The sequence below is a fragment of the Morganella psychrotolerans genome, assembly GCF_965118875.1.
GTDB lineage: Bacteria > Pseudomonadota > Gammaproteobacteria > Enterobacterales > Enterobacteriaceae > Morganella > Morganella psychrotolerans_C.
In genome coordinates this window covers 235,484-258,797 of sequence record NZ_CBCPJD010000004.1, presented here as the reverse complement: position 1 = coordinate 258,797, position 23,314 = coordinate 235,484, and the positions used below count along the sequence as shown (strand labels likewise).

19 protein-coding genes, 1 tRNA gene and 1 pseudogene are annotated in these 23,314 nt (G+C 46.0%); 7 read left to right on the top strand and 14 right to left on the bottom strand.

What is annotated here, in order from left to right:
- Nucleotides 1-40: 40 nt before the first annotated feature.
- From ridA to argF, 4 genes are all read right to left on the bottom strand, one after another.
- Complete coding sequence (gene ridA, locus ACMHKJ_RS06510; RefSeq protein WP_067366111.1) at nt 41-430, bottom strand: 2-iminobutanoate/2-iminopropanoate deaminase; 390 nt, start codon at nt 428-430, stop codon at nt 41-43.
- A 95-nt stretch (nt 431-525) separates the two neighbouring features.
- A complete protein-coding gene (gene pyrI, locus ACMHKJ_RS06505) occupies nt 526-990 on the bottom strand; it encodes an aspartate carbamoyltransferase regulatory subunit (RefSeq protein WP_067366113.1) in 465 nt (154 codons plus the stop codon).
- A 10-nt stretch (nt 991-1,000) separates the two neighbouring features.
- Nucleotides 1,001-1,936, bottom strand: a complete 936-nt coding sequence (gene pyrB, locus ACMHKJ_RS06500; protein WP_413492672.1) for an aspartate carbamoyltransferase — start codon at nt 1,934-1,936, stop codon at nt 1,001-1,003.
- 280 nt (nt 1,937-2,216) lie between these two features.
- Entirely contained in the window at nt 2,217-3,230 is a 1,014-nt protein-coding gene (argF, locus tag ACMHKJ_RS06495; protein WP_413492671.1) for an ornithine carbamoyltransferase, read from the bottom strand.
- Nucleotides 3,231-3,370: 140 nt separating this feature from the next.
- Between argF and rraB the strand changes: the two genes are divergently transcribed.
- Entirely contained in the window at nt 3,371-3,820 is a 450-nt protein-coding gene (gene rraB, locus ACMHKJ_RS06490) for a ribonuclease E inhibitor RraB (protein ID WP_413492670.1), read from the top strand.
- A gap of 46 nt (nt 3,821-3,866) precedes the next feature.
- Here rraB and ACMHKJ_RS06485 read toward each other — a convergent pair whose 3' ends face one another.
- The 4 genes from ACMHKJ_RS06485 to pepA form a co-directional block, all read right to left on the bottom strand.
- Nucleotides 3,867-4,217 carry a hypothetical protein gene (locus ACMHKJ_RS06485; protein WP_413492669.1) on the bottom strand — a complete coding sequence of 117 codons (351 nt, stop codon included), beginning with the start codon at nt 4,215-4,217 and terminating at the stop codon, nt 3,867-3,869.
- A gap of 197 nt (nt 4,218-4,414) precedes the next feature.
- Nucleotides 4,415-7,270 carry a valine--tRNA ligase gene (locus ACMHKJ_RS06480; protein ID WP_413492762.1) on the bottom strand — a complete coding sequence of 952 codons (2,856 nt, stop codon included), beginning with the start codon at nt 7,268-7,270 and terminating at the stop codon, nt 4,415-4,417.
- Between the two features lie 58 nt (nt 7,271-7,328).
- A complete protein-coding gene (locus tag ACMHKJ_RS06475) occupies nt 7,329-7,778 on the bottom strand; it encodes a DNA polymerase III subunit chi (RefSeq protein WP_413492668.1) in 450 nt (149 codons plus the stop codon).
- Between the two features lie 88 nt (nt 7,779-7,866).
- Nucleotides 7,867-9,378 carry a leucyl aminopeptidase gene (gene pepA / locus ACMHKJ_RS06470; RefSeq protein ID WP_413492667.1) on the bottom strand — a complete coding sequence of 504 codons (1,512 nt, stop codon included), beginning with the start codon at nt 9,376-9,378 and terminating at the stop codon, nt 7,867-7,869.
- Nucleotides 9,379-9,662: 284 nt separating this feature from the next.
- On the opposite strand from pepA, the gene lptF reads away from it, so the two are divergent.
- Nucleotides 9,663-10,766, top strand: a complete 1,104-nt coding sequence (gene lptF / locus ACMHKJ_RS06465; RefSeq protein WP_413492666.1) for an LPS export ABC transporter permease LptF — start codon at nt 9,663-9,665, stop codon at nt 10,764-10,766.
- The gene (gene lptG, locus ACMHKJ_RS06460; RefSeq protein ID WP_413492665.1) at nt 10,766-11,848 is read left to right on the top strand and encodes an LPS export ABC transporter permease LptG; all 1,083 of its coding nucleotides are present in this window, start codon (nt 10,766-10,768) and stop codon (nt 11,846-11,848) included. The genes lptF and lptG overlap by 1 nt, the downstream gene beginning before the upstream one ends.
- A 102-nt stretch (nt 11,849-11,950) precedes the next feature.
- Here lptG and ampH read toward each other — a convergent pair whose 3' ends face one another.
- On the bottom strand, nt 11,951-13,174 hold the full coding sequence (gene ampH, locus ACMHKJ_RS06455; protein ID WP_413492664.1) for a D-alanyl-D-alanine-carboxypeptidase/endopeptidase AmpH: 1,224 nt from the start codon (nt 13,172-13,174) through the stop codon (nt 11,951-11,953).
- A 401-nt stretch (nt 13,175-13,575) separates the two neighbouring features.
- On the opposite strand from ampH, the gene ACMHKJ_RS06450 reads away from it, so the two are divergent.
- From ACMHKJ_RS06450 to ACMHKJ_RS06440, 3 genes are all read left to right on the top strand, one after another.
- A tRNA-Leu gene (locus ACMHKJ_RS06450) sits at nt 13,576-13,657 on the top strand.
- 373 nt (nt 13,658-14,030) lie between these two features.
- A complete protein-coding gene (locus ACMHKJ_RS06445) occupies nt 14,031-15,029 on the top strand; it encodes a hypothetical protein (protein WP_413492663.1) in 999 nt (332 codons plus the stop codon).
- Nucleotides 15,030-15,614: 585 nt separating this feature from the next.
- Nucleotides 15,615-16,217: a hypothetical protein gene (locus ACMHKJ_RS06440; protein ID WP_413492662.1), complete on the top strand. Its 603-nt coding sequence runs from the start codon at nt 15,615-15,617 to the stop codon at nt 16,215-16,217.
- A gap of 317 nt (nt 16,218-16,534) precedes the next feature.
- Here the strand turns inward: ACMHKJ_RS06440 and ACMHKJ_RS06435 are convergent, their stop codons facing one another.
- Nucleotides 16,535-16,867 carry a hypothetical protein gene (locus tag ACMHKJ_RS06435; RefSeq protein ID WP_413492661.1) on the bottom strand — a complete coding sequence of 111 codons (333 nt, stop codon included), beginning with the start codon at nt 16,865-16,867 and terminating at the stop codon, nt 16,535-16,537.
- 201 nt (nt 16,868-17,068) lie between these two features.
- On the opposite strand from ACMHKJ_RS06435, the pseudogene ACMHKJ_RS06430 reads away from it, so the two are divergent.
- Nucleotides 17,069-17,719, top strand: a pseudogene (locus ACMHKJ_RS06430) (transposase); the annotation flags it as partial.
- Nucleotides 17,720-17,755: 36 nt separating this feature from the next.
- On the opposite strand, the gene ACMHKJ_RS06425 reads toward ACMHKJ_RS06430, so the two are convergent.
- The 4 genes from ACMHKJ_RS06425 to ACMHKJ_RS06410 form a co-directional block, all read right to left on the bottom strand.
- Nucleotides 17,756-18,997 (bottom strand): nucleoside permease, encoded by a 1,242-nt coding sequence (locus ACMHKJ_RS06425; protein WP_413492660.1) that lies wholly within the window; start codon nt 18,995-18,997, stop codon nt 17,756-17,758.
- Between the two features lie 351 nt (nt 18,998-19,348).
- Nucleotides 19,349-20,032: a response regulator transcription factor gene (locus ACMHKJ_RS06420; protein WP_413492659.1), complete on the bottom strand. Its 684-nt coding sequence runs from the start codon at nt 20,030-20,032 to the stop codon at nt 19,349-19,351.
- Between the two features lie 37 nt (nt 20,033-20,069).
- Nucleotides 20,070-21,566 carry a sensor histidine kinase gene (locus tag ACMHKJ_RS06415; RefSeq protein ID WP_413492658.1) on the bottom strand — a complete coding sequence of 499 codons (1,497 nt, stop codon included), beginning with the start codon at nt 21,564-21,566 and terminating at the stop codon, nt 20,070-20,072.
- Between the two features lie 70 nt (nt 21,567-21,636).
- Nucleotides 21,637-22,983 (bottom strand): vWA domain-containing protein, encoded by a 1,347-nt coding sequence (locus ACMHKJ_RS06410; RefSeq protein ID WP_413492657.1) that lies wholly within the window; start codon nt 22,981-22,983, stop codon nt 21,637-21,639.
- Between the last annotated feature and the right edge of the window lie 331 nt (nt 22,984-23,314).

Below are 23,314 nucleotides of genomic sequence, written 5' to 3'. Positions count from 1 at the left end.
AGTGCGGGGTTTTCTTTTTCTTTCTCAGAAAGCGCAGTAATTATTTACGGACTGCGATTGCTTCGATTTCTAATTTCACGTCTTTTGGCAGACGGGCAACTTCAACGCAAGAACGTGCAGGAAAATGCGCTGCATTGTTCTCTTTGAAGAAGGCTTCGTATGCTGCGTTCACAGTAGTGAAGTCATTCAGATCTTTAACGAAAACAGTCGTTTTCACGATATCAGCAACTTTCAGGCCTGCTTTCTCGATGATTGCTTTGATGTTTTCCAGAGATTGGCGTGCCTGAGCAGTAACGTCATCTGCAACCAGACCTGTTTTAGGGTCAACCGGGATCTGACCTGAAGTCATAACCATGTTACCCAGGTCTACAGCCTGTACATATGGGCCGATTGCTGCTGGTGCGTTTTCTGTTGCGATTACTTTAGTCATTACGGACTCCTGTAGGGTTATTATTGCTGTTAATTTTTTAAAAACGCGATCATTATAATCGTCTGAAATATCCGGACAACTGACCTGGATCTATCTTATCCGTTATTAATGATGGCGTGGTGATCAAATTCCTTCTCACAATACTTACAGGTTAACACAATTTCCTGTGCAATGGACTTAACAGTAAAGCTACTTTCTACCGGCTCATTGTGACTGATGCAGTTCCCGTTCGGGCAGACAATCACCCCGGTTATCCTTTCAGGCAGATTAATCGGTAATTTTTTAACTACCTGATAATTTTCAATAATATTAATCGTGGCTTTCGGCGCATAAAACCCGAGCTGGTTTGCCTGCTCCGGCGTCAGAAAGGTATCTTCCAGCTTAATCAAATCTTTACGACCCATATTACCGGACGGCAGATTCAGCCCGATAGTAATGCGGCTGTCTGTTTCCGTCAGGCGGAAAAAGGAGAGCAGTTTAAACCCGACGTGAGCCGGAATATGGTCGATGACAGTGCCGCATCTGATAGCTTCAACCAGTAATTTATGATCCTGAGTCATGATGTGCTCCTTATGCCGGAAAATTTTCGTTTAACACCAGAGATAGCAGCGCCTGACGGGCAAAAATCCCGTTACCGGCCTGCGGGAAGTAGTACGCGTAAGGCGTTTTATCCACATCCGGAGATATCTCATCAATGCGCGGCAGCGGGTGCAGCACTTTCAGGTTTGGCTTCACATTCACAAGATCGGCTGCGCGCAGCACAAATTGCGCTTTGACATTGGCGTATTCTGACGGGTCAAGGCGCTCTTTCTGTACGCGGGTCATGTACAGAATATCCAGCTGCGGCAGAACATCATCGATAGCATTATGTTCGCTGTACGCCACGCCTTTTTCATCCAGCATGTGCAGGATATGGTCCGGCATCGCCAGGGCTTTTGGTGCGATAAAATGCAGGTGGTTGCCGCCAAATTTCGACAGCGCCTGTGCCAGTGAATGCACCGTGCGTCCGTATTTCAGATCCCCGACCATAGCGATGTGCAGGTTTTCCAGCCGTCCCTGAGTTTCCTGAATGGTAAAGAGATCCAGCAATGTTTGTGTCGGGTGCTGGTTTGCCCCGTCACCGGCATTGATAACCGGCACGGCACCTGAAAATTCAGATACCAGGCGTGCCGCTCCTTCCTGTGGGTGGCGCATCACGATGGCATCAGCATACTGACTGATCACACTCATGGTATCTGCCAGCGTTTCCCCTTTTTTGCCCAGTGAGGTGTTGCTGCTGTCTGAGAAACCGACTACCGATGCGCCGAGGCGGTGGATAGCCGTTTCAAAGGAGAGCCGTGTGCGCGTCGAGGCCTCGAAGAAGCAACTTGCTATCACTTTGTGCTTCAGTAATTCAGGCTGAGGGCGTTGTTTCAGTAGTGCGGCTGTGTTTAATACCAGTTCCAGTTCATCGCGGTTAAGGTCATTAATCGAGATGATATCGCGCAGGTATAACGGATTAGCCATTGGGGGTATCCTCATGTTCGTGTTCGGCCAGGCAAAAAAAAACCCCTCAATGAGGGGTTTCCAAAAAAATACGGGAGGAACGCAGACTGCGCCACGTTGTGGCTGTCTGTGATATGCCGCGTTGTGCGGCACCGTCTGTGCGATGCAAGCGGTGTAAATAGTCACGCTGTACATTTTCCCCTTCCGACAAAATTGCGGGGGATTATACGCAACCTGTTATTCCGCGCAAGCGTTTGCATCACTTTTTTTACGCAAAATACCTGCGATTATCCCGATATAATTAAAATTCTATGTCTTTTGAAAGAGATGCCACCATAATGGCTTTAATCGAATGCAACCGGTTTTCGGCCTGATCAAATACCACACTGTGTTTTGACTCAAACACATCATTGGTGACTTCAATACCGTTGGTAAAACCATATTCTTTTGCGAGCGCCAGTCCGATAGTGGTGTCAGTATCATGGAATGCCGGCAGGCAATGCAGAAAAATCACATCCGGATTCTGTGTTTTAGTAATCACATCCTGATTCACCTGGTACGGCGTCAGCAGTTTGATGCGTTCTGCCCAGACTTCTTTTGCTTCGCCCATTGAAACCCAGACATCGGTATACAGCACATCGGCATCTTTCACGCCTTCGGCGACATCTTCCGTCAGGGTGATTTTACCGCCGGTTTGTGCTGCGGCTTTACGGCACTCTTCAATCAGTGATGCGGACGGCCAGCAACTTTGTGGTGCGACAAGCCGGACATCCATCCCGGTCAGTGCTGCCATCTCTGCAATGGTATTTCCCATGTTATTACGGGAATCGCCTAAATATGCAAATTTTACCTCTGACAGAGGCTTTTTCACATGCTCCTGAATGGTCAGCAGATCGGCGAGTAGTTGTGTCGGGTGAAACTCATCCGTCAGTCCGTTCCAGACCGGAACACCGGAATATTTTGCCAGCTCTTCAACGGCTTTCTGTGAATATCCCCGGAACTGAATACCGTCATACATCCGTCCCAGTACGCGGGCAGTATCTTTAATCGATTCTTTATGTCCTATCTGACTGCCGGATGATCCCAGGTAAGTTACCCGCGCGCCCTGATCGTAAGCACCCACTTCAAAAGCACAGCGGGTACGGGTGGAATCTTTTTCGAAAATCAGCGCAATATTTTTACCTGTCATCAGCGGCTTTTCAGTACCGGATTTTTTCGCCTTTTTCAGATAAGCAGAAAGATTGAGCAGTTTTTCAATATCGGCGGGTTTATAGTCAAGTAACCGCAGAAAGGATTGTTGATAAAAAGGGTTCATAGTAATACCTCCGATGAATTTATATTCAATATAAATAAATAAAAATTCAATTGCAACTCCGGGCTGAAATTCTTTTTTTTTATGGGTGGCTCAATGACGCCCGCTGTGGGAAAATGCGCGGGTATCACTTATCAGAGGGCATGGCCATGTCAGAATTAGATGCGTTTTTAGAAGAACAGCGTGAAGAAACCCGCGCGATTATTACTGAGTTATTAGAGGACGGCAGCGATCCTGATGCGCAGTATACTGTTGAGCACCATTTTTCGAGTGAAGATTACGACAAATTAGAAAAAGCGGCAGTTGAAGCCTTTAAACTGGGCTATGAAGTGACTGATGCTGAAGAGCTGGAAGTGGAAGGCGGTCAGGTTGTATTATGCTGCGACATCATCAGTGAGTGTGGCCTGAAAGCAGAACATATTGATGCTCAGGTTGAGCAGCTCGCCCGTCTGGCTGAAAAGATGGACGTGGATTACGACGGCTGGGGCACGTATTTCGAAGATCCTGATGGTGAAGACGAAGACGGTGAAGAAGATGACGAAGGTGATGATGAAGGCGATGACGAAAGTCAGGGCGAAACACCATTACATTGATTATCCGTTCCCCTGAAAAACCTGCCGCGGCAGGTTTTTTTGTTTTTTACTCATCAATATCAGCAGAAAGAGCCGATGGCGGCAGGTTCCGTTCACGGCGTGAATCTGTACTGTTATCCCGCATCATCGGGCGCAGCGGCGAACAGCCGAGATATTCCACATCCAGCATATTGATATCATCTTCCGTCTCCTTCATCGCTTCCACGGTCTGATAAAGCACCGCTCCCTTGTGCTTATTGAGTGACGGGCTGCGGCTCTCTCCGCCGTAGCCTGTCTGCTGTGCGGTATCCTGCTCATCCTGCTGTGTGTGACAAAGCACAGTATTCTGTTGTGCTTCTTCTCTGGGCTGTGTGCCGGTAAGCTGCGGAACCGTCATTCCCTGAATCGCATTGATCATCCTGATCTCCTCTGTTGCCGGATATAAAATGTGACATCAATCACACTAAATACGACTGTAGGGAAATTACCGGGGAATGACTATCAAAAAAGCAACATAGATTATATGTCAGGCGGCACTAACTCTGTCTCATTATTTTTATAGTCAGAAAATAAAAAACCAGTCCGGAGACTGGTTTTCAGGTCATTCAGACAGGATCACAGTGCAGCAATTGTGGCTTTCTGAGCAATCAGTTTTTCTTTTGCTTCGTAGTTTGCCGCCAGGCGCTCACGCTCCTTGGCTACAACTGCTTCCGGCGCACGGCTGACAAAGCCTTCATTCGCCAGTTTGCCTTCGATAGCGGCGATTTCCTTCTCCAGTTTTTCCTGCTCTTTATCCAGACGCGCCAGTTCGTCCTCTTTATTGATAAGATCAGCCATCGGGATCAGGATTTCCGCACCTTCCACCAGTTTAGTCACACAAACCGGAACCGTTTCACCTTCTTGCGTGATACGGATAGAGTCAAGACGCGCCATTGCTTTGAGGAAGTTGCTGTTTTCTGCCACACGGCGCTGTGCATCAGCACTTGCACCACGAAGCATCACTTCCAGCGGTTTACCCGGAGCAATATTCATTTCTGCACGAATATTACGGATAGCAGTGATACTGTCTTTGATCCACTCCAGGTCACGCAGAGCCGGTTCATCAACCTGAGCGGCATCGAATTCAGGGAACGGTTGCAGCATGATGGTATCGCCCGCAATGCCTTTCACTACTTTCACGCGCTGCCAGATAGTTTCAGTGATAAACGGAATAATCGGATGCGCCAGGCGCAGCAGTGATTCCAGAACCGTGATCAGCGTATGGCGTGCTGCACGTTTCTGTGCGTCTGTCCCTTTATGAACAGCCGGTTTGGACAGCTCCAGATACCAGTCACAGAATTGGTTCCAGGTGAATTCATACAGAATGTTGGATGCCAGGTCGAAACGGAAAGTATCCAGCGCTTCGCGGTAGGCTTTCACGGTATTGTTATATTCCGCGAGGATCCAGCGGTCTGCCAGGGAGAATTCCATTTCACCGCCATTCTGACCGCAATCCTGTTCTTCCGTATTCATCAGCACGAAACGGCTGGCGTTCCACAGCTTATTACAGAAGTTACGGTAGCCGGACAGACGTTTCATATCCCAGTTGATATCACGCCCGGTCGATGCCAGTGCCGCCAGGGTGAAGCGCAGGGCATCGGTACCGTGAGCTTCAATCCCGTCCGGGAACTGTTTTTCTGTGCGTTTGGCGATTTTCTCTGCCATCTGCGGCTGCATCATATTACCGGTACGTTTTTCCAGCAGTTCCGGCAGTGAAATGCCGTCGATCATATCGAGAGGATCAAGTACGTTTCCTTTCGATTTCGACATTTTCTGACCTTCATCATCACGGATAAGACCCGTCATGTAGATGGTATTGAACGGAATTTGTGGCTTGCCGTTTTCATCTTTGATGAAATGCATGGTCATCATGATCATGCGGGCAATCCAGAAGAAAATGATGTCAAAGCCGCTGACCAGCACATTGGTCGGATGGAATGTTTTCAGTTCCGGTGTGTTGTCCGGCCAGCCCAGTGTTGAGAATGTCCACAGACCGGAGGAGAACCAGGTATCCAGCACATCTTCATCCTGGCGCAGCTCAACCATCGCCGGGATATTATTTTCGCGGCGGACTTCATCTTCATCACGCCCGACATACACATTGCCCTGGTTATCATACCAGGCAGGGATGCGGTGACCCCACCACAACTGACGGGAGATACACCAGTCCTGAATATCGCGCATCCAGGAGAAATACATGTTTTCGTACTGCTTAGGCACAAACCGGATATCACCGTCTTCGACCGCTTTAATTGCTTCTTTTGCCAGCGGGGCAGTGCGCACATACCACTGGTCAGTAAGCATCGGCTCAATAACCACGCCGCCACGGTCGCCGTAAGGGACGGTCAGGTCGTGCGGTTTGATTTCTTCGAGCAGACCGAGCGATTCAAATTCTTTTACGATAGCTTTACGGGCAGCAAAACGTTCCATACCACGGTAAGCTTCCGGAATGTCATTGCAGCACTCTGTTGATACTTCACCATTGGTATCAAACACTTCGGCTTCGGTACGGATGTTTCCGTTGAAATCCATAATGTTGATCATGGTTAGCTGGTGGCGTTTACCGACTTCATAGTCGTTAAAGTCATGCGCCGGGGTGATTTTCACACAACCGGTGCCTTTTTCCATATCTGCGTGTTCGTCGCCGAGGATTGGAATACGGCGGTTGACGATTGGCAGAATAATTTCTTTGCCGATTAGATCTTTATAACGCGGATCTTCCGGGTTCACTGCCACACCGGTATCACCGAGCATGGTTTCCGGACGGGTGGTGGCGACAACCAGGTAATCTTTACCATCAGCGGTTTTTGCACCATCAGCCAGCGGATAGCGGATATGCCACATGAAGCCTTTAACGTCGCGGTTTTCCACTTCGAGATCAGAAATCGCGGTGTGCAGTTTCGGGTCCCAGTTGACAAGGCGCTTACCGCGATAGATCAGATTATCTTTATACAGGCGGACAAACGCCTCTTTTACCGCGCGGGACAGACCTTCATCCATGGTGAAACGCTCACGTTCCCAGTCCACAGAGTTACCCAGACGGCGCATCTGGTTGGAGATATTACCGCCGGATTCGGCTTTCCATTCCCAGATTTTATCAATAAAGCCTTCACGGCCGTAATCGTGGCGGGTTTTACCTTCTTCGGCGGCGATCTTGCGCTCAACAACCATCTGCGTCGCGATACCCGCGTGGTCAGTCCCGGACTGCCAGAGGGTATTTTTACCCTGCATGCGCTGGTAGCGGATCATGGTGTCCATAATGGTTTGCTGGAACGCATGACCCATGTGCAGATTACCGGTGACATTCGGCGGCGGAATAACAATACAGAAGCTTTCTTTGTCTGTATCACCATTCGGTTTGAAATAGCCGCTCTTTTCCCAGTGCGCGTAAAGTGGCCCTTCGATTTCCGTCGGATTATAGGTTTTATCCAGAGACGGTTCGTTTGTCTGTTGGCTGTCGGTTGTTTTTTCCATTTTTAATCTTTGTTTATCAGTAAATTGGCGGCATGGCCATTGTTAGGGTAAAGCCGGCGCTGCGATAGATTTTATATCGCTCGCGCGCCAACTGTTTCAATTGTTCGTCGATAGGCACAAAGTCTATCACTTCACGGAAGGTTGTCGCAAAATCTGTGAACTGCGGCAGTAATGTAATCAGTAAATCACGCGGCGAATTTCCGCGCTTCTGCGGCCAGCACAGTTCAACAGGCGCACCATAACGCGGCCCTTCACCTGCTAAATTATGGGGAACAAATGCATCCGGCTCGCGCGCCCAGAGGGCTTCGTCGAGTTTTTCAGCCTGCTGTTGAGATTCACAGGCGATAAGTACCCGTTTCCCGTTGCGCCATGCCTCTCCCGCCAACTGACACGTCAGCCACTCGTGGGCTTCAAGGTCATCAAAGGGGGATGGCTGTTCCATCTGATAGAAGGTGGCGTTTTTCATAATATCTCTGATAGCAGAAAAGGGGATTGCACAATAATATCACAATCCCCATTACCTTTATTTATCCGGACTTGCCCTGCAATACCGGTCAGTCGTCGGTGCTGATACCCGCACGATTTAACAGGAATTGTGCCAGCAGTGCAACCGGACGACCTGTTGCGCCTTTATTTTTTCCTGAACGCCATGCTGTACCGGCGATATCCAGGTGCGCCCAATTATAGCGCGTTGTAAAGCGTGACAGGAAGCAACCCGCGGTAATCGCGCCACCCAGACGCCCGCCGGTATTGGCCAGGTCGGCAAAGTTCGACTCGATTTGCTCGTAGAACTCATCTGCCAGCGGCAGTCGCCATGCGCGGTCACCCGCTTGTTCAGAGGCATTCAGCAGCTCGTGTGCCAGCGGATTGTGATTTGCCATCAGACCGCTGAAATGGTTACCCAGTGCGACCATACAAGCACCGGTCAGGGTCGCGATATCAATCACGGTTTCCGGCTCGAAACGCTCGACGTAAGTCAGTGCATCACACAGCACCAGGCGGCCTTCCGCATCCGTATTGAGCACTTCGACAGTCTGGCCCGACATGGTGGTGAGGATATCTCCCGGGCGATAGGCATTGCTGCCCGGCATGTTTTCACATCCCGCCAGGACCCCGACCACATTGAGTGGCAGACTCAGTTCAGCCACCATCCGCATTACGCCGTAGACAGTCGCTGCGCCGCACATGTCATATTTCATCTCATCCATGCCATCGGCAGGTTTGATAGAAATACCGCCGGAGTCGAACGTCAGCCCTTTCCCGACTAATACAATCGGACGTGCTTCCGGGTCCGGATTACCTTTATATTCAATCACCGACATCAGCGATTCATTGCGTGATCCCTGACCGACAGCCAGATATGCCAGCATTCCCAGCTCTTTCATCTGCTCTTCGCCTATAACACGGGTGCTGAGGACAGATGAATGATTGTCTGCCAACTGACGCGCCTGCGACGCGAGGTAAGCCGCGTTACAGATGTTCGGCGGCATATTTGCCAGATCTTTTGCTGCTTTGATGCCGGCAGAAATGGCCAGACCATGACTGATCGCTTTCTCACCGGCAGGCAGTTCGCGGCGGGTAGGCACATTGAAGACCAGTTTACGCAGCGGGCGGCGTAATTCGGTTTTATTGCTTTTCAGCTGATCAAAGACATAGAGAGATTCTTTTGCTGTTTCAACAGCTTGTCTTACTTTCCAGTAATTATTGCGTCCTTTGACGTGTAACTCAGTCAGAAAACAGACCGCTTCCATCGACCCGGTTTCGTTCAGGGTGCTGATGGTTTTTTGAATAATCTGTTTGTACTGGCGCTCATCCAGCTCGCGTTCTTTCCCGCAGCCGATTAACAGGATGCGCTCGGACAGGACATTCGGGACATGGTGCAGAAGCAGAGACTGCCCGACCTTGCCCTCCAGCTCGCCGCGGCGCAGCAGAGCACTGATGTAGCCGTCGCTGATTTTATCGAGCTGTTCCACAACCGGGGACAGACGACGCGGTTCGAAAATGCCGACCACAATACAAGCACTGCGTTGCTTTTCCGGACTGCCGCTTTTTACACTAAACTCCATGCGCTCTCCTGAATCTTAAAGACAAAGACATCTGCTGTCGCTAAAATGTAGCGTTCGCACTAATCTGCACCATCGATTATAAACAGTTTATGATAAGCTACGTGCGCACTTTATGAGTCCTGAACAGCACTAAAATTCCCTTTCTTTCCTGACGGGAAGGAAGAAAAGAGTGGTTTGATACCAGAATTACCCTCAGGCCGGCAAATAATGCACACAAATAGTCAACACAGAACGAAGTTAGCTATTTTCATGCAAAAACACAAGTTTTCACAGGCGTATTAAGCGTGATCATTATTAGATATCTAGTGAGAGAAACACTCAAGGCACAGATTGCGATTCTGTTTATCCTGTTGTTGATCTTCTTTTGTCAGAAACTGGTTGAAGTGTTGGGTGCTGCTGTTGAAGGAAGCATTCCGCCCGGGCTCGTGTTGTCATTACTGGGATTAGGTATCCCGGAGATGGCGCAGCTTATTTTGCCGCTGAGTCTTTTCCTCGGGCTGCTGATGACCTACAGCAAGCTGTATACCGAAAGTGAAATTACCGTAATGCATGCCTGCGGACTGGGTAATAATGTGCTGGTAAAAGCTGCTATGATCCTGGCATTCCTTACCGCAGTTGTGGCGGCAGTCAATGTCGTCTGGCTTATTCCGTGGTCATCTCAGTATCAGGAACAGGTTCTGGCAGAAGTGAAAGCCAACCCCGGCGTGACCGCGATGGTCGGCGGACAATTTAAAACCTCCAATGACGGCAGTATGGTGCTCTATCTGGGGGATGTGAATGGCAGCGAGTTCAAAGATGTCTTTATTGCTCAGCTCTGGGCGAAAGATGAACAACGCCCGTCAATTGTGATTGCCGAAAGCGGACACATGACTGAAAAAAATAACGGCAATCAGGTGGTTACGCTTGATAAAGGCACCCGCTACGAAGGTACTGCATTCCTGCGGGATTTCCGTATTACAGATTTTTCTGATTATCAGGCGATTGTTGACCACCGCAGCGCAAAAGTGGGTGACAATAACTATCAGCAGATGACCTTGTTTGAACTGTGGCCGGAAAATGATAATGCAGCCCGCGCAGAATTTCACTGGCGTCTGACACTTATTGTCTCTGTCGTTGTGATGGCTCTGATGGTGGTTCCTCTGTCTGAGGTGAACCCGCGCCAGGGTCGTGTGTTGAGTATGTTGCCCGCAATGTTACTGTATCTTATTTTCTTTTTATTACAGAGTTCGCTGCGCTCAAGCGGTGAGAAAGGTAAGCTGGACCCGGCTTTCTGGCCGTGGGTGGTGAATCTCAGCTATCTGGCACTGGCTGTGGCACTGAACCTGTGGAACACCACACCGGTACGCCGTCTGCGTTTTGGCTTCACACGTTCTCAGGGAGTTGCCTGATGTTTAAAGTGCTTGTGCTTGACCGCTACATCGGGCGGACTATCCTGCAATCCATTATGATGACGTTGTTCATGCTGGTGTCGTTGTCAGGGATAATCAAGTTTGTCGATCAGCTGCGCAAAGTCGGGCAGGGAGAGTATTCCACGCTGGATGCCGGGCTTTATACCATTATGAGTATTCCGAAGGATATTCAGATTTTCTTCCCGATGGCGGCGCTGCTGGGCGCACTGATGGGTCTGGGCGCACTGGCATCACGTAGTGAGCTGGTGGTGATGCAGGCATCCGGCTACAGCCGTTTGCAGGTTGCCAGCTCAGTGATGAAAACAGCTATTCCGCTGGTGATCCTCACTATGGTGGTTGGCGAATGGCTGGCTCCGTCCGGTGAGCAATGGGCGCGGAACTACCGCGCTCAGAAGACAAGCGGCGCATCACTGCTGGCGACAAACAAAGGAATGTGGGCGAAAGACGGTAATGATTTTATCTATATTCAGCGCGTGGACAGTGAAAACCAGCTTAACGGCATCACACTGTACCGGATGAATGGTGAACACAAACTCAGCTCGATTATGAATGCCGCGAGCGCGGGCTATGACAGCGCCACCAATACCTGGACACTGAACCAGATCCGTGAATCTGTCCTGAAAGACACGTATGTGATTACCGGTGAGCAGCGGCTATCCATGGTCTGGCAGACAAAACTGACCCCGGAAAAACTGAATGTGGCGGCACTGGACCCGGAAGCACTGTCAATCAGCGGGTTATATCAGTATGTGAATTATTTACAGCAGAGCGGGCAGGATGCCGGGCGTTATCAGCTTAATATGTGGAAAAAAGTTTTCGCGCCGCTTTCTGTGGCAGTGATGATGCTGATGGCACTGTCGTTTATCTTCGGACCGCTGCGGTCTGTGCCGATGGGTGTGCGGATTGTCACGGGGATAGCCTGCGGATTTGTGTTCTATGTCTCCAACGAGATTTTCGGCTCCCTGAGTCTGACCTATAAATTCCCGCCGTTCCTCGGCGCATTGCTGCCGAGCCTGCTGTTCCTGGCGATCAGCCTTTATTTACTGATTAAACGTAAGTAACCGGGATCTGCAATTCTGTAACAGAATAATGATGTGATAAAACAACGCCGATCAGTATTTACTGACCGGCGTTGTTGCTTTATTCACAATGAACCGTATTTCTCACAAAAAATCGCGGGTATGTAAATCCGCCAGAGAGCGCACCAAATCATTGACACCATTAGGTAACGGGCTGAATTTACTGCCATCTTTACGGGTCATTACCACAAAGATACCGACATTTTTCTCCGGGATCATGGCCATATAGGTATTAAATCCGCCGCCGCCGCCGGTTTTTTGATAAATAGCCGGAATATCCCCTACAGGCGCCAGATACACCCAGCCGAGCCCCAGTCCATCAGCATTACCCGCAACATCCATCCCTTTGATTTCATTAAGATGTCCACGTTTGAAATAGATAGTCTGCTCTTTGGAGGCTGTTGCTTTGGGTGCTGAATGTCCGGATGAGAGAAAACCCTGCATCCACCTCTGCATATCCGCCGGCGTGGAATAAACCCCGCCACTGCCGGCTGCCGCCAGTGTGCTGTAACAATCACTCGGCTTGAAACCGACCATCAGGCGCTTACATTGTGCGGAAGAAGGATTGTAAGTTGTATCTTTCATGCCTGCCGGTTGCGTAACATATTGTCTGAACAGCTCAGGATAAGGACGTTTTCCGGCTTTTTCGAGCGCATCTGCCAGTAAGTCATACGCAATATTGGAATAGGCGGCTTCCGTTCCCGGCTGGGCGGTCAGTTTTGCTGTTTTCAGCCATGTCCAGCGCTGGTCATGGTTCGGCCAGGTAAACACAGGGCGTCCCCATTTTCCGCCGGGTTGCTCGCGCGGCAGAATACTGGTGTGGCTTGCCAGATGAAATAAGCGGATAGGCTTGCCATTATAAGCCGGAACTTTTGTCTGCCCGTACGTGTATTTTTGCAGCGGATCATTAAGATTTACCAGCCCGTCATCTGCCATTTTTACCAGTACTTCGCTGGTCATCAGTTTACTGACAGATGCAATGCGGATCAGCGAATCTGTCCGTGGTTTGACTCCATTACCCGGACGGGTTTCACCATAGCTGCGGTGAAAAATTTCGTTGTTATCAATCACCACCATAAACATACCGCGGGCATCCGTGCCTGAGAAAATTTTCTCCCCGATTTCATCCACCAGTTGCGGCGCCAGTTTCAGATGCGTTGTACTGTTATCAACAATGGACCAGTCCAGAGGCGGGCGTTCTGCGGGCGAAACAGCTTGCTTCGCAGGCTGTGAGGAACAGGCGGAGAGAGCGATTGCCAGTAATGAAAAAGGCAGCAGATGCACAATATGACGGTGTAATTTACTCATGATGATTTAACAAGCCTTCCGTGCAAACATAAGAATATGAGAATCAATGTAAGTCAGTTATTTTTTGAAGACACGTAACAAAATACCAATGGCGATACCAATAAAAATACCCATTGCAATCCAGCCGACAAAGCCCATATCTACCTCACATTTATCAGGAACCGGGGGTGATTATATAAGCAATTGTATTGATGTCTATTCATCCGGGGACTAATCTCCATAAATAAAACGACAATAACCCGCAGAGCTAAAAACGGGCGTAAATGTATCGGATGTAAAATAAAGCATCATCTTACTGAAATGATGGATTTTTAATCACTCAACAGACCGATGATATGATAATTGTTGCACCTCCCGGTGCCACACGTATAATAACGCCGTTATCGAGAACACACTTCAGTGCCGGAGTGGCGGAATTGGTAGACGCAGTTGATTCAAAATCAACCGCTTTAGGGCGTGCCGGTTCGATTCCGGCCTTCGGCATTCTTAAGTGAAATCAAGCTACCGCAAGGTGGCTTTTTTTGTGCCTGAAATTCGCTATCCGGCTGTTTTTAGCCGCTTTTCTTGTTTGTAAATTATTGTAAAATAACATTTTAATTTCCAATTACCGGCTCGTGTAACGCGTTTCGGTTACGCCGTCGCCGTCCGGGCGCTACCCGGGCAAAAAAAGTCAATTTCAGGGTCAATTCGCTTCGATTTACATTTTGACCCGGAAACTGGGGTATTTGATCGCGTCATGTTTGTACAAATGGTGAGTGTTCAGCCTGAAATGTGGGTGCTGAAGTAGTACTATCATGAGGTAACTTAATAACACAATTATATTATTGGTAAGTAATTGGACAACAAGGTGAGAAAAATGGGGCTTTATCGTATCTTTGACAAAAATCTTACAGCATTAGATAAAACAACATATGCTAAGGAGGGATTACAGGAGCGATATGATTTACAAGAGGCTATCAAAAAAAATATAGAAATTATTGCTCCTGATTGCCTGGTTATTTCTGAGGAGTTCTCCGATTGGGAAGATAGTCGGCGAAGAATTGATTTGTTAGCTATAGATAAGCAGGCAAACCTTGTTGTTATTGAATTGAAACGTGATGAAAGCGGCGCTCATATGGAATTACAGGCATTAAGATATGCTGCGATGATTTCAACAATGAGTTTTAGTAAAGCGTGTGAATGCTACGAAAAATACCTTAAAAGCAATAATATAGATATTGATGCTAAAGAAAGTATTCTCGACTTTGTTGGGTTTGACGAAACAGAACTGGCTAAATTTGGTAAAGATATTCGTATTATCCTGGCTTCTGCTGATTTCGATAAAGAACTAACAACTACAGCGATATGGCTTAATGATAAAGGGGTCGATATCAGGTGTATCAGGCTTTCACCATATAATTTTAATAATGAAATATTAATTAATGCCGAGCAAATTATTCCTGTTCCTGAATTGGAAGAATATCAGGTCAGATTTAGAGAAAAACGTACTGAACAGATCGCCAGCAGCCAACAATCTGAAAGAGATTATTCAGAGTATAAATATAACGGAGTTATATATAACAAACGAAAGCTGGCACTTGCGCTTTTTACTGATTGGATAACTAAACATAACCCTGCTGACTTTAATGAGCTTAAAGATAAGTTAAGCGCTGTTCTGAAAAACAGAACGATTGCTCTGGCAGACCAAATTTCAGAAGAAATAAGAAGTAGGTTTCATCTTCAGGAAGATTGCCTTGTTGAACTTACTTCCGGAGAACTTGTTGCTATCTCTAATCAGTGGGGAATAGGAAATATCGACAGATTGCTCGATTTTGTCCGGCAAGATGGTTTTATTGTGGAAAAAGTAGAGCGGTAAGTCATTTATATCCGCAACTTGTCCATTGTGTGTTCACTGTTCATCCGGTGATGTGGACATGATGAACAGCGGTAACCACTTCGTTTCGTATTTGATAATGTGTCGGGGTATTTGATCACATCATGCTTGTACAAATGGTGAGTGTTCAGTCTGAAATGTAGATGCTGAAGAAAACATGAATGACTAAAGGTTAGTACCCGGCGGATTTGGTTTTTGTTCCATAAATGGAGCGTATCACCTTGGTATGCTCAATTTATGGAACAAAATGAGCTTGTAGTTCAGGCGTTGTAATAGCCAACTGATTTTAGTCACCGCTTTAGCGTGAATCTATAATTGATTTTCTGATTCATTTGGCGGTAGCCCGCTATTATCGGTGATAATAACCGTTACGAGCTATAATATTGACGAAATAATATTGTTATTTTCTTTAGTGTTAATTTACTCAATCCTTTTTGATTTTTTTATCTGATGCTGAGTGAATGAAAAGATAATTATGGTGTATCATCTTTCGTATATCAGAAGTTTCAGGTCTCAAAAAAATATTTAATATTTAATTTTTAAACTACTAAAAATGGAGTATCTATTGTGATGAATTTTCTAAAAATTAGTCTGTTTTTATCCTGCATCCTCCCTGTTTCCGTTTATGCAAATTCGGATTGTGATCTTACCGGTGTGTATGAGATAGCTTCTTCACCAAGAGATGGAGCAGTGGACGTATTTAAGGAAGAAATAGCCAATAGTATTAATGAACAAAGATACATAGACAAAACATACCTCAAGCTGGGCGTTCTTGAAAAGAATCAGATTGTTGATACTTTTACCATTAACAAAGACAATAATAATATTTACGTTTTAAATGGCAATGCACAAAGTATCTCGTACCCTATCAATAAAGATGTAGCGGCTGCTTTAGTGGGACTTCAGGTTGATCTTCTTGGTGGTACACCAAATAGTGTGTATCAATGTGGAGTAGAGTTATACAAAGATAAAAATATTTATTTAGTAAAATTAAATACTAAAAACATAATGAATTCAGAAGGAAAAGAAGATAAATATTTCCCAAGATTGTTTCTTACAAAAAAAACACCGGCTGAAATAAAAAAATATCAATATTTTTTGGCATATAGCTACAGTGTTCCTGGTGTTATTGGCGAGATTAAATTTATTCCGTTAGAAAAGTTAAAATAATAGGTCTGCAAAGACATCATTTGCCAGATGTAATAGTTATATAGTTAAAACAGTAGTTTATATTCGGCCTTTAGTGTCAGCATAATTGTCCCTCTCTGAGATAGATAGTTGTAACCTTAGCTAACACGTTTTTGATTCAGGGCTATACCCAACGTCATTCAAGATGCAGGAAGGCGGCAAGCTCCGATTGCCGGGGAGCATATATTAGTATGTGACCCGGCGAGCGTTGTGCAGCCAACGAACCTGCGGTTTGAATGAATAAGGATATATATCTAATCTGGCACACAGCGCTGTGCCAGATGTAGGACATTATTGTTCTATGAAGGGTTATGGTTCCAGTCGGATTCATCGCTGTAAATCGTGCCTTCGTCATCCATTACCTGAGCGTTGAGGCATTTTGCAATTTTTAACATTTTTCTATACAAATATGTGTCTGGCCATTTTGTGTAAATATTGCCATCGATCCAATCCAGCCATGGATCATCATACAGTGATGGTCCTGACCACTGTGCATGATAATCGCCGTTTTGATAATCTATACTCAATTCATCATCACTATTGATATAGGAAATCCATTCATCAGATGTTATTTGGGCTTCGTCATTTTCTGCCCAATATTCAGCTCTTGTTATGTGAAATTCAACGCCCATAATATTCCTTTGAACACAATTCCGGATTGTGATTTTATCCGATTTACTGTTGTTATGACTTAACTCATACGTACTAACATAGAGATCAATCAGGAATAAATCCATTTGGGTATGTCCAACCCCTAAAATGGAATAACTATAATTAGATTTTCTGCCCTGAAAACAGCAGAGGTCATGATGAAAAAAGTACGTTTTACCTAATTGCAGATCGTCAGTATTTTAAAGCTGGCTGACTCTGGTATGAATATCGACGAAATTTGTCGCCGGAATGGAATAAGCAACACGGCGTATTACAATTGAAAGTAAAAATACGGTGGTATGAAGGAGGCTGATATTAAACGACTTAAAGAACTTGAGGATGAAAATATCAGGCTTAAAAGGTTGTTTGCAGAAGTCAGTCTGGAAAATCATGCTATGAAGGTGCTGTTCACAAAAAAGGGTTGGCGATGACTGAGAAAAAGATCTGCGCTCAGGAATTAACTCAGGCAGGCTTATCGATCATAACTGCCTGCCGGTTGGTATCGTTGCCCAGAACGTCATTTTACCGGGTATATTGTCAGCTGGGCGATGGATTTTATGTGTGACAGCCTGTATTGCGGTAACCGTTTCATAACATTAAATATTATTGATGAAAGTACCCGTGAGTGCCTGGCGATTGAAATTGATACGTCATTACCGGCAGAACGGGTTATCCGTGTTTTATCCCGCTTAAAAGAAGAAAGCGGGTTACCGGAATACATCCTGGTGGACAACGGACCAGAATTTATATTGGATAAACTGATTCAGTTTTGTACAGAAAGCGGTGTCACATTGAATTATATTCAGCCGGAAAACGCTAATCATGACTGTTTCAGATAAGGGTAAGTGGTGTAGGTGACCAGTGTTCCATTACGCATTGGAAGGCTCGCGGATATGTTTGTACCTGAACAGTGTAATGAACGCAAAGACCAGCACCAGTGAGTAACCGGCGAAAATCAACCAGACTTTATGCCAGTCGGTTATGTTATTGATGGTGTACATTTCCACAACTTTGCCACTGACAATGCCGCCAAGAATACAACCAAAGCCATTAGTCATCATCAGAAACATCCCTTGTGCACTGGCACGAATTTCAGGTTTTGCCTCCTTTTCCACAAATACTGAACCGGAGATATTGAAGAAGTCGAACGCGCAACCGTAGACAATCATCGACAGCACCAGCAATATCGTACCAAATGGTGTCGGATCACCGTAGGCAAACAGGCCGAAGCGTAACATCCAGGCCAGGATGCTGATCAGCATTACGTTTTTAATACCGTAGCGGCTAAGGAAAAACGGGATGGTCAGGATGAACAGGGTTTCGGAGATTTGAGAAATAGACATCATCACCGAGGCGTGCTGAACAATAAAGCTGCCGGCGAACAGCGGATCTTTATCAAAGCTGTGCAGGAATGTGTTGCCGAACATGTTGGTTATCTGCAATTCTGCACCCAGCAGCATCGAGAATATAAAAAAGACAGCCATACGCTTATTTTTGAACAGTGCGAAGGCATCCAGACCGAGCATACTGCTCCAGGTCTGTTTGGTCTGCCGGTTAGATACCGGAATATACGGCAGAGAGAGGGTAAACAACGCGAGTATCAGCGAAAGCGCTGCACCGATGTACAGTTGCATGTGACTCAGTTCGAAACCGGAGAAACTCACCGCCCACATTGCCGCAATAAAGCCGATAGTGCCCCAGATGCGGATAGGTGGAAAATCGGTGATGATGTCCATTCCTTCAGATTTCAGACGGTAATAGGAAATGGTGTTGATGAGTCCGAGCGTCGGCATATAGACCAGTGAGTTGAGCAGGATGACTATAAACATCACTCCGGGCGTGGTGACTGCTGCCGCAATAAACAGTGTACCTGCGCCAATCAGATGACACAGTGCATAAATCCATTTTGCGCTGACCCACTTATCAGCCACGATGCCGAGCAGCGTCGGCATAAAGACGGCGGCAATCCCCAGCGAGCTGTACACCGCACCAATGGATGCACCATCAAATTTCAGTGTGACGAACATATAGGAGCCTAACGTGGTCAGCCAGCTTCCCCATAGACAAAATTGCAGGAATGACAATATCTTGAGTTGCAGTTTCAGGTTCATTGTTATTTGCCCCACAACATGTTGAGAGTTGTATAGTTATAAAAAGATTTATGACCACGATTTGGTGCGATTCTATCGCGGTGTTATGAGGCGTTTTGTTACCTTTCTCAAAAAAATGTAATATTTAATTTTTTGCAGAGTGGTTAAGTGATACAGACAGCATTTCCGCAGAGTTACAAATCGGGATAAAAAGGGGCAGGCCCGTAATCGGATCGGTCATCAGGTACTTATTTTCTGCAGTCGTTCTTTTGCGTTATAACGTAGTGACAACTATGCTGACATTAAGGGGAACCTCAGCAACGGACTGTCTAACTCAGCATAATTCGTCATTCAAACTTTGCAGCAATGCCATTATTCCTGATAACGGTAACCGGCACTGTGTATGGTTTTAATTAGTATTGGAGTAACCGGGTCCGGCTCAATGAGTTTACGCAGTTTGGAAATGTATTGGTCCAGTGTGCGGCTGTTAGGCAGGTGGTCATAGCCCCAGGCGTAATTAAACAGCATATCGCGGGTGACAACCTGATTTTTATGCTGCCACAGGCACATCAGAATTTTAATTTCGCGCAGGGATAATTCAATGACCTGATGTCCGCGTTTTGCACAGAGCTCAGCCGGATATACCAGCAGATCGCCGAATTGGAAAGGTTGGTCCGGTGAATTGTGCTTGGTTTTCAGGCAGCGGCGGGCGATGGTTTTAATTCTGGCGCGGACTTCATGAATACCAAAAGGCTTGTTGATATAGTCATCGGCACCCAACTCAAGACCCAGTACCTTGTCAATTTCGTCTCCTTTGGCGGAAAGAAAAACAATAGGCGTATGTTCATCACTCTTTCTGATTTCTTTGCACACCGAGTAGCCATCTAATTCAGGCATCATAATATCCAGAATAAGGAAGTCTGGTTGTTCTTGCTGATATTTTGCTAATGCCACTTTACCGTTTTCAGCCGTAATAATGGTGTAACCTTCGGAGGAGAGCATATCGCTCAATCCATTACGAATGTGAATATCGTCTTCAGCAATTAAAATTTTCATCGTTATTTATCCATACCATCATGCTGTCCGTTCTTTTTCAGCGGCGGGGAATACATAAAGTAAATTCCAGCCCTCTATCGCAGTTTTCTGCCATCAGGGTGCCGGACAGACTCTGAGCTAACTGACGCGCTATTGTCAGGCCAATACCGGTTCCGGTAACCCCTTCGGTAATCTCTGATTTCACCCGATAGAATGGCCGGAAGATATGTTTCAATTCTTTTTCTGACAATCCTTTGCCATAATCCCGCACACGGATATAAATATTTTTATCATCTGAACACGCGCTGAGCCGGACTTCCCTGCCTTCGGCAGCATACTTTTCCGCATTGCTGAGCAAATTGCTGATGATTTGAGTTATTCGGTCGATATCGCTGCAGGTATTCAGCTGTTCCTCAATCGTCAGTACCAAATGAATACCTTTCACCTTAAAGGCCGGCATAAAAATAGTGTGGATCTGCGCCAGTAACTGATTGATATCCACTGGTTGCAGATTGATTTTAGGCGATTTTGTAAACGTCAGCACATTTTGAATCAGACGAGACAGGCGACCGCTTTCACTGATGATCACCTCCAGATAATGAGTATTCCGGCTATCCTCTTCCTGCTCCCTCTCTTTCAGTAGCTCTGCATATAGCATGATATTGGTGAGCGGGGTTTTAAGCTCATGAGATACCTGACTGACAAAACTGACTTGTTGACCGGCCAGACGGGTAGCCCGGTTGAATTCACGATACAACGATAATGCAATAATTCCCACGGACAGGATCACAACAGCCAACAGCCCGATGGTGAAATAATAGAGTGAGTAGTTACTGTTGTTAGCGGCGTAGTAGTCAATTTTCCAGGCATGAAGCGGAAAAGGCAGAGCCTGAACATAGGTCGGCTGTTTGGTTTTATCATAAGCACGGGTCAGTGACTGATACAGCACCTGACCGTTATCTGAGATAACCAGACTGTCCGGCTCATAGTTGAAATCGATGCCGGAAATGATATCTGACAGTAATTTCACATAAGACAACTTAAAGCCAATAATTTGATTGTCGAGTTTATGCCAGTAAATCAGTACCGGCTGTTGCTGCTCCTGCATCACGTACCAGCCGGAATCAGGTTGTTTATCGTCAGACGGATGCTGTCCGGTGATAAGAATGGCCGGGTCCTGAACAATCGGAGTGATTAGCTCAATAAAACGGGATTCTTTTTGATTCAGTGGATTATACGCATCGGGAAATACCAGTTTGTTATGTTCCAGTACAAACAGATCTTCAATATCACTGTCTTGAGCAATCAGTGTATTGAGCGACAGAGGATCCGGTTTCAGGTAGGCCAGAATAGCGCTGAAGCGAATTTGCTTTTGTCCCAACTGCTGCAAAATAAAATTCTGAGTTTGTGCCACCCGGGTTTTTGCCAGTTGCTGAGTCTGGTATTCATTTAAGGTACTTTCCTGTGACAGAGTACGGTATCCGAAATAGCCAATCAGTCCGGTAATCAGGACGGTAATGACTATAAACAGATAAAGAAACTTTTTAGATTTCATTCCATATCCAATCATGTAATTAATAAACCTGAGATTAGATTACCTAATCTCAGGTGAAAAACACTATTATTTAGTTTTTAGATTGCTGCTTTTGTGTCTTATAGGTGTTCTCTTTCATACTTTTACGGGAGACTGCCTCAGACTTGCTATCAAGGTCTTCAGATAATTTTTTATTCTCAACCGCGCTGTTACTTGCTTTAAGTTTAGCTGAAGGGCTGCTGACGGAACCCGATAAAGCATCTAAAGTAAAGGCATTTTGTTGAATAATCCGGTTAGCTTCGTCTTTTTTACCTTCATCGAGTAATGTGATGGCTTTCTCATTTTCAATATTGGCTTTTTGAATTGCCGAGTCAACGACGATCTCTTCCTGCACCGCCTGTTTTACCATCTGTCCGGATTTACTATAAGCAATATCAATGCGGTTTTCCAAATTATCCTTTTTATTGGTTTGTAAATTGTCGTAGCTGATAACCACATCGGCTAATGGCTTCTTCTCGTTCTCTTTGCCTTTAGGCGGAATAACTTCTAACAGAACATATTTTTCCTGATTGGAATACAGCTGGTTCATTTTTACTGTCACGTTATTGCCTTTAATATCACCTTCACGACCCAGAAGACGAACCGGTTTAACACCCTCTTGTAAGCGGATAGTTACCGTGACTTCCTGAGCAACCACAGACATCACATCTTTAAATTCACGTGCAAATGCGGCTTCCAGATCGGCTGATTTCTCAACGAAAGCATGATTACCATCGCTATAGCTGGCCAGCGCGGTCATCAGGTCTTCATTGTAGCTGGCACCTAACCCAATGGTGGTAACGGCAATGCCCTGTTTTGCGGCCACAATACCTAAGTCAGCCAGCGCTTTAGTGCTGCTTGGCCCTACGTTAGCCTGACCGTCAGACAGCAGAATAATGCGGTTTACCTGGTCTTTTTTATGGAATTTATTTACTTCTTTAATGCCTTTGCTGACACCGGCAAACAGTGCTGTCATACCTTGCGGGGTAATTTTGTCATTAATAGTTTCAATCAATTTTTGTTTGTTATTAGCGTTGGTCGCGGGAATAACCACGTAAGCGTCGTCGTCGTAAGCAATAATCGAGATGATATCGTCATCTTTCAGCATGTTGATTGCCAGTATCGCAGCTTCACGCGCCTTTTCGATACGGTCACCGGACATAGAGCTTGAACGATCAATAACTAATGCCAGATTGATGGGGACTCGTTTATCTGTGTCTTTTTTGGTACCCGTCAGAGAAACCTTCAGATAGTTATGCTCTTGTGATCCTTCCAGGATAATTGGCGATGAAAGTTCACTTTTAGTGATGACATAAGGAGCAGGGGTTACGGCAACCGATGCAGCGAAGGCTGAAGCAGATAAAAGGGTCAGGGCAGAAAACAGATACTTTATATTCATCACATAACTCCTGTAATTGGTGGTGTTCGGTTATTATGGGTGAATTGATTTTTGAGTTGTGTGTTTAATGTATAAACATGTAACTAACTGTAACTGCTATCTCTGAACACTAATTATCCATGGTGCACGGGCGAGATAATTGCAGCAACCATTTCTCTGCATTGTAAAATATAACTAACTGTAAAATATTGTATTTTCCAAAATTCCATTTAATTCATACATCGTACTCTTAGCGACCATCCACATCCAATATAACTATTTACAGCCTACAAGCTGTTTATAAGCCTATAGGCTGTACTTTGCATTTACACCTTATAAAGTACTGGCGGTT

Excerpts from the sequence above, each read along its gene's own strand:
- ridA (WP_067366111.1), bottom strand. The coding sequence starts at position 430 with ATGACTAAAGTAATCGCAACAGAAAACGCACCAGCAGCAATCGGCCCA.
- pyrI (WP_067366113.1), bottom strand. The coding sequence starts at position 990 with ATGACTCAGGATCATAAATTACTGGTTGAAGCTATCAGATGCGGCACT.
- pyrB (WP_413492672.1), bottom strand. The coding sequence starts at position 1,936 with ATGGCTAATCCGTTATACCTGCGCGATATCATCTCGATTAATGACCTT.
- argF (WP_413492671.1), bottom strand. The coding sequence starts at position 3,230 with ATGAACCCTTTTTATCAACAATCCTTTCTGCGGTTACTTGACTATAAA.
- rraB (WP_413492670.1), top strand. The coding sequence starts at position 3,371 with ATGGCCATGTCAGAATTAGATGCGTTTTTAGAAGAACAGCGTGAAGAA.
- ACMHKJ_RS06485 (WP_413492669.1), bottom strand. The coding sequence starts at position 4,217 with ATGATCAATGCGATTCAGGGAATGACGGTTCCGCAGCTTACCGGCACA.
- ACMHKJ_RS06475 (WP_413492668.1), bottom strand. The coding sequence starts at position 7,778 with ATGAAAAACGCCACCTTCTATCAGATGGAACAGCCATCCCCCTTTGAT.
- pepA (WP_413492667.1), bottom strand. The coding sequence starts at position 9,378 with ATGGAGTTTAGTGTAAAAAGCGGCAGTCCGGAAAAGCAACGCAGTGCT.
- lptG (WP_413492665.1), top strand. The coding sequence starts at position 10,766 with ATGTTTAAAGTGCTTGTGCTTGACCGCTACATCGGGCGGACTATCCTG.
- ampH (WP_413492664.1), bottom strand. The coding sequence starts at position 13,174 with ATGAGTAAATTACACCGTCATATTGTGCATCTGCTGCCTTTTTCATTA.
- ACMHKJ_RS06445 (WP_413492663.1), top strand. The coding sequence starts at position 14,031 with ATGGGGCTTTATCGTATCTTTGACAAAAATCTTACAGCATTAGATAAA.
- ACMHKJ_RS06435 (WP_413492661.1), bottom strand. The coding sequence starts at position 16,867 with ATGGGCGTTGAATTTCACATAACAAGAGCTGAATATTGGGCAGAAAAT.
- ACMHKJ_RS06425 (WP_413492660.1), bottom strand. The coding sequence starts at position 18,997 with ATGAACCTGAAACTGCAACTCAAGATATTGTCATTCCTGCAATTTTGT.
- ACMHKJ_RS06420 (WP_413492659.1), bottom strand. The coding sequence starts at position 20,032 with ATGAAAATTTTAATTGCTGAAGACGATATTCACATTCGTAATGGATTG.
- ACMHKJ_RS06415 (WP_413492658.1), bottom strand. The coding sequence starts at position 21,566 with ATGAAATCTAAAAAGTTTCTTTATCTGTTTATAGTCATTACCGTCCTG.
- ACMHKJ_RS06410 (WP_413492657.1), bottom strand. The coding sequence starts at position 22,983 with ATGAATATAAAGTATCTGTTTTCTGCCCTGACCCTTTTATCTGCTTCA.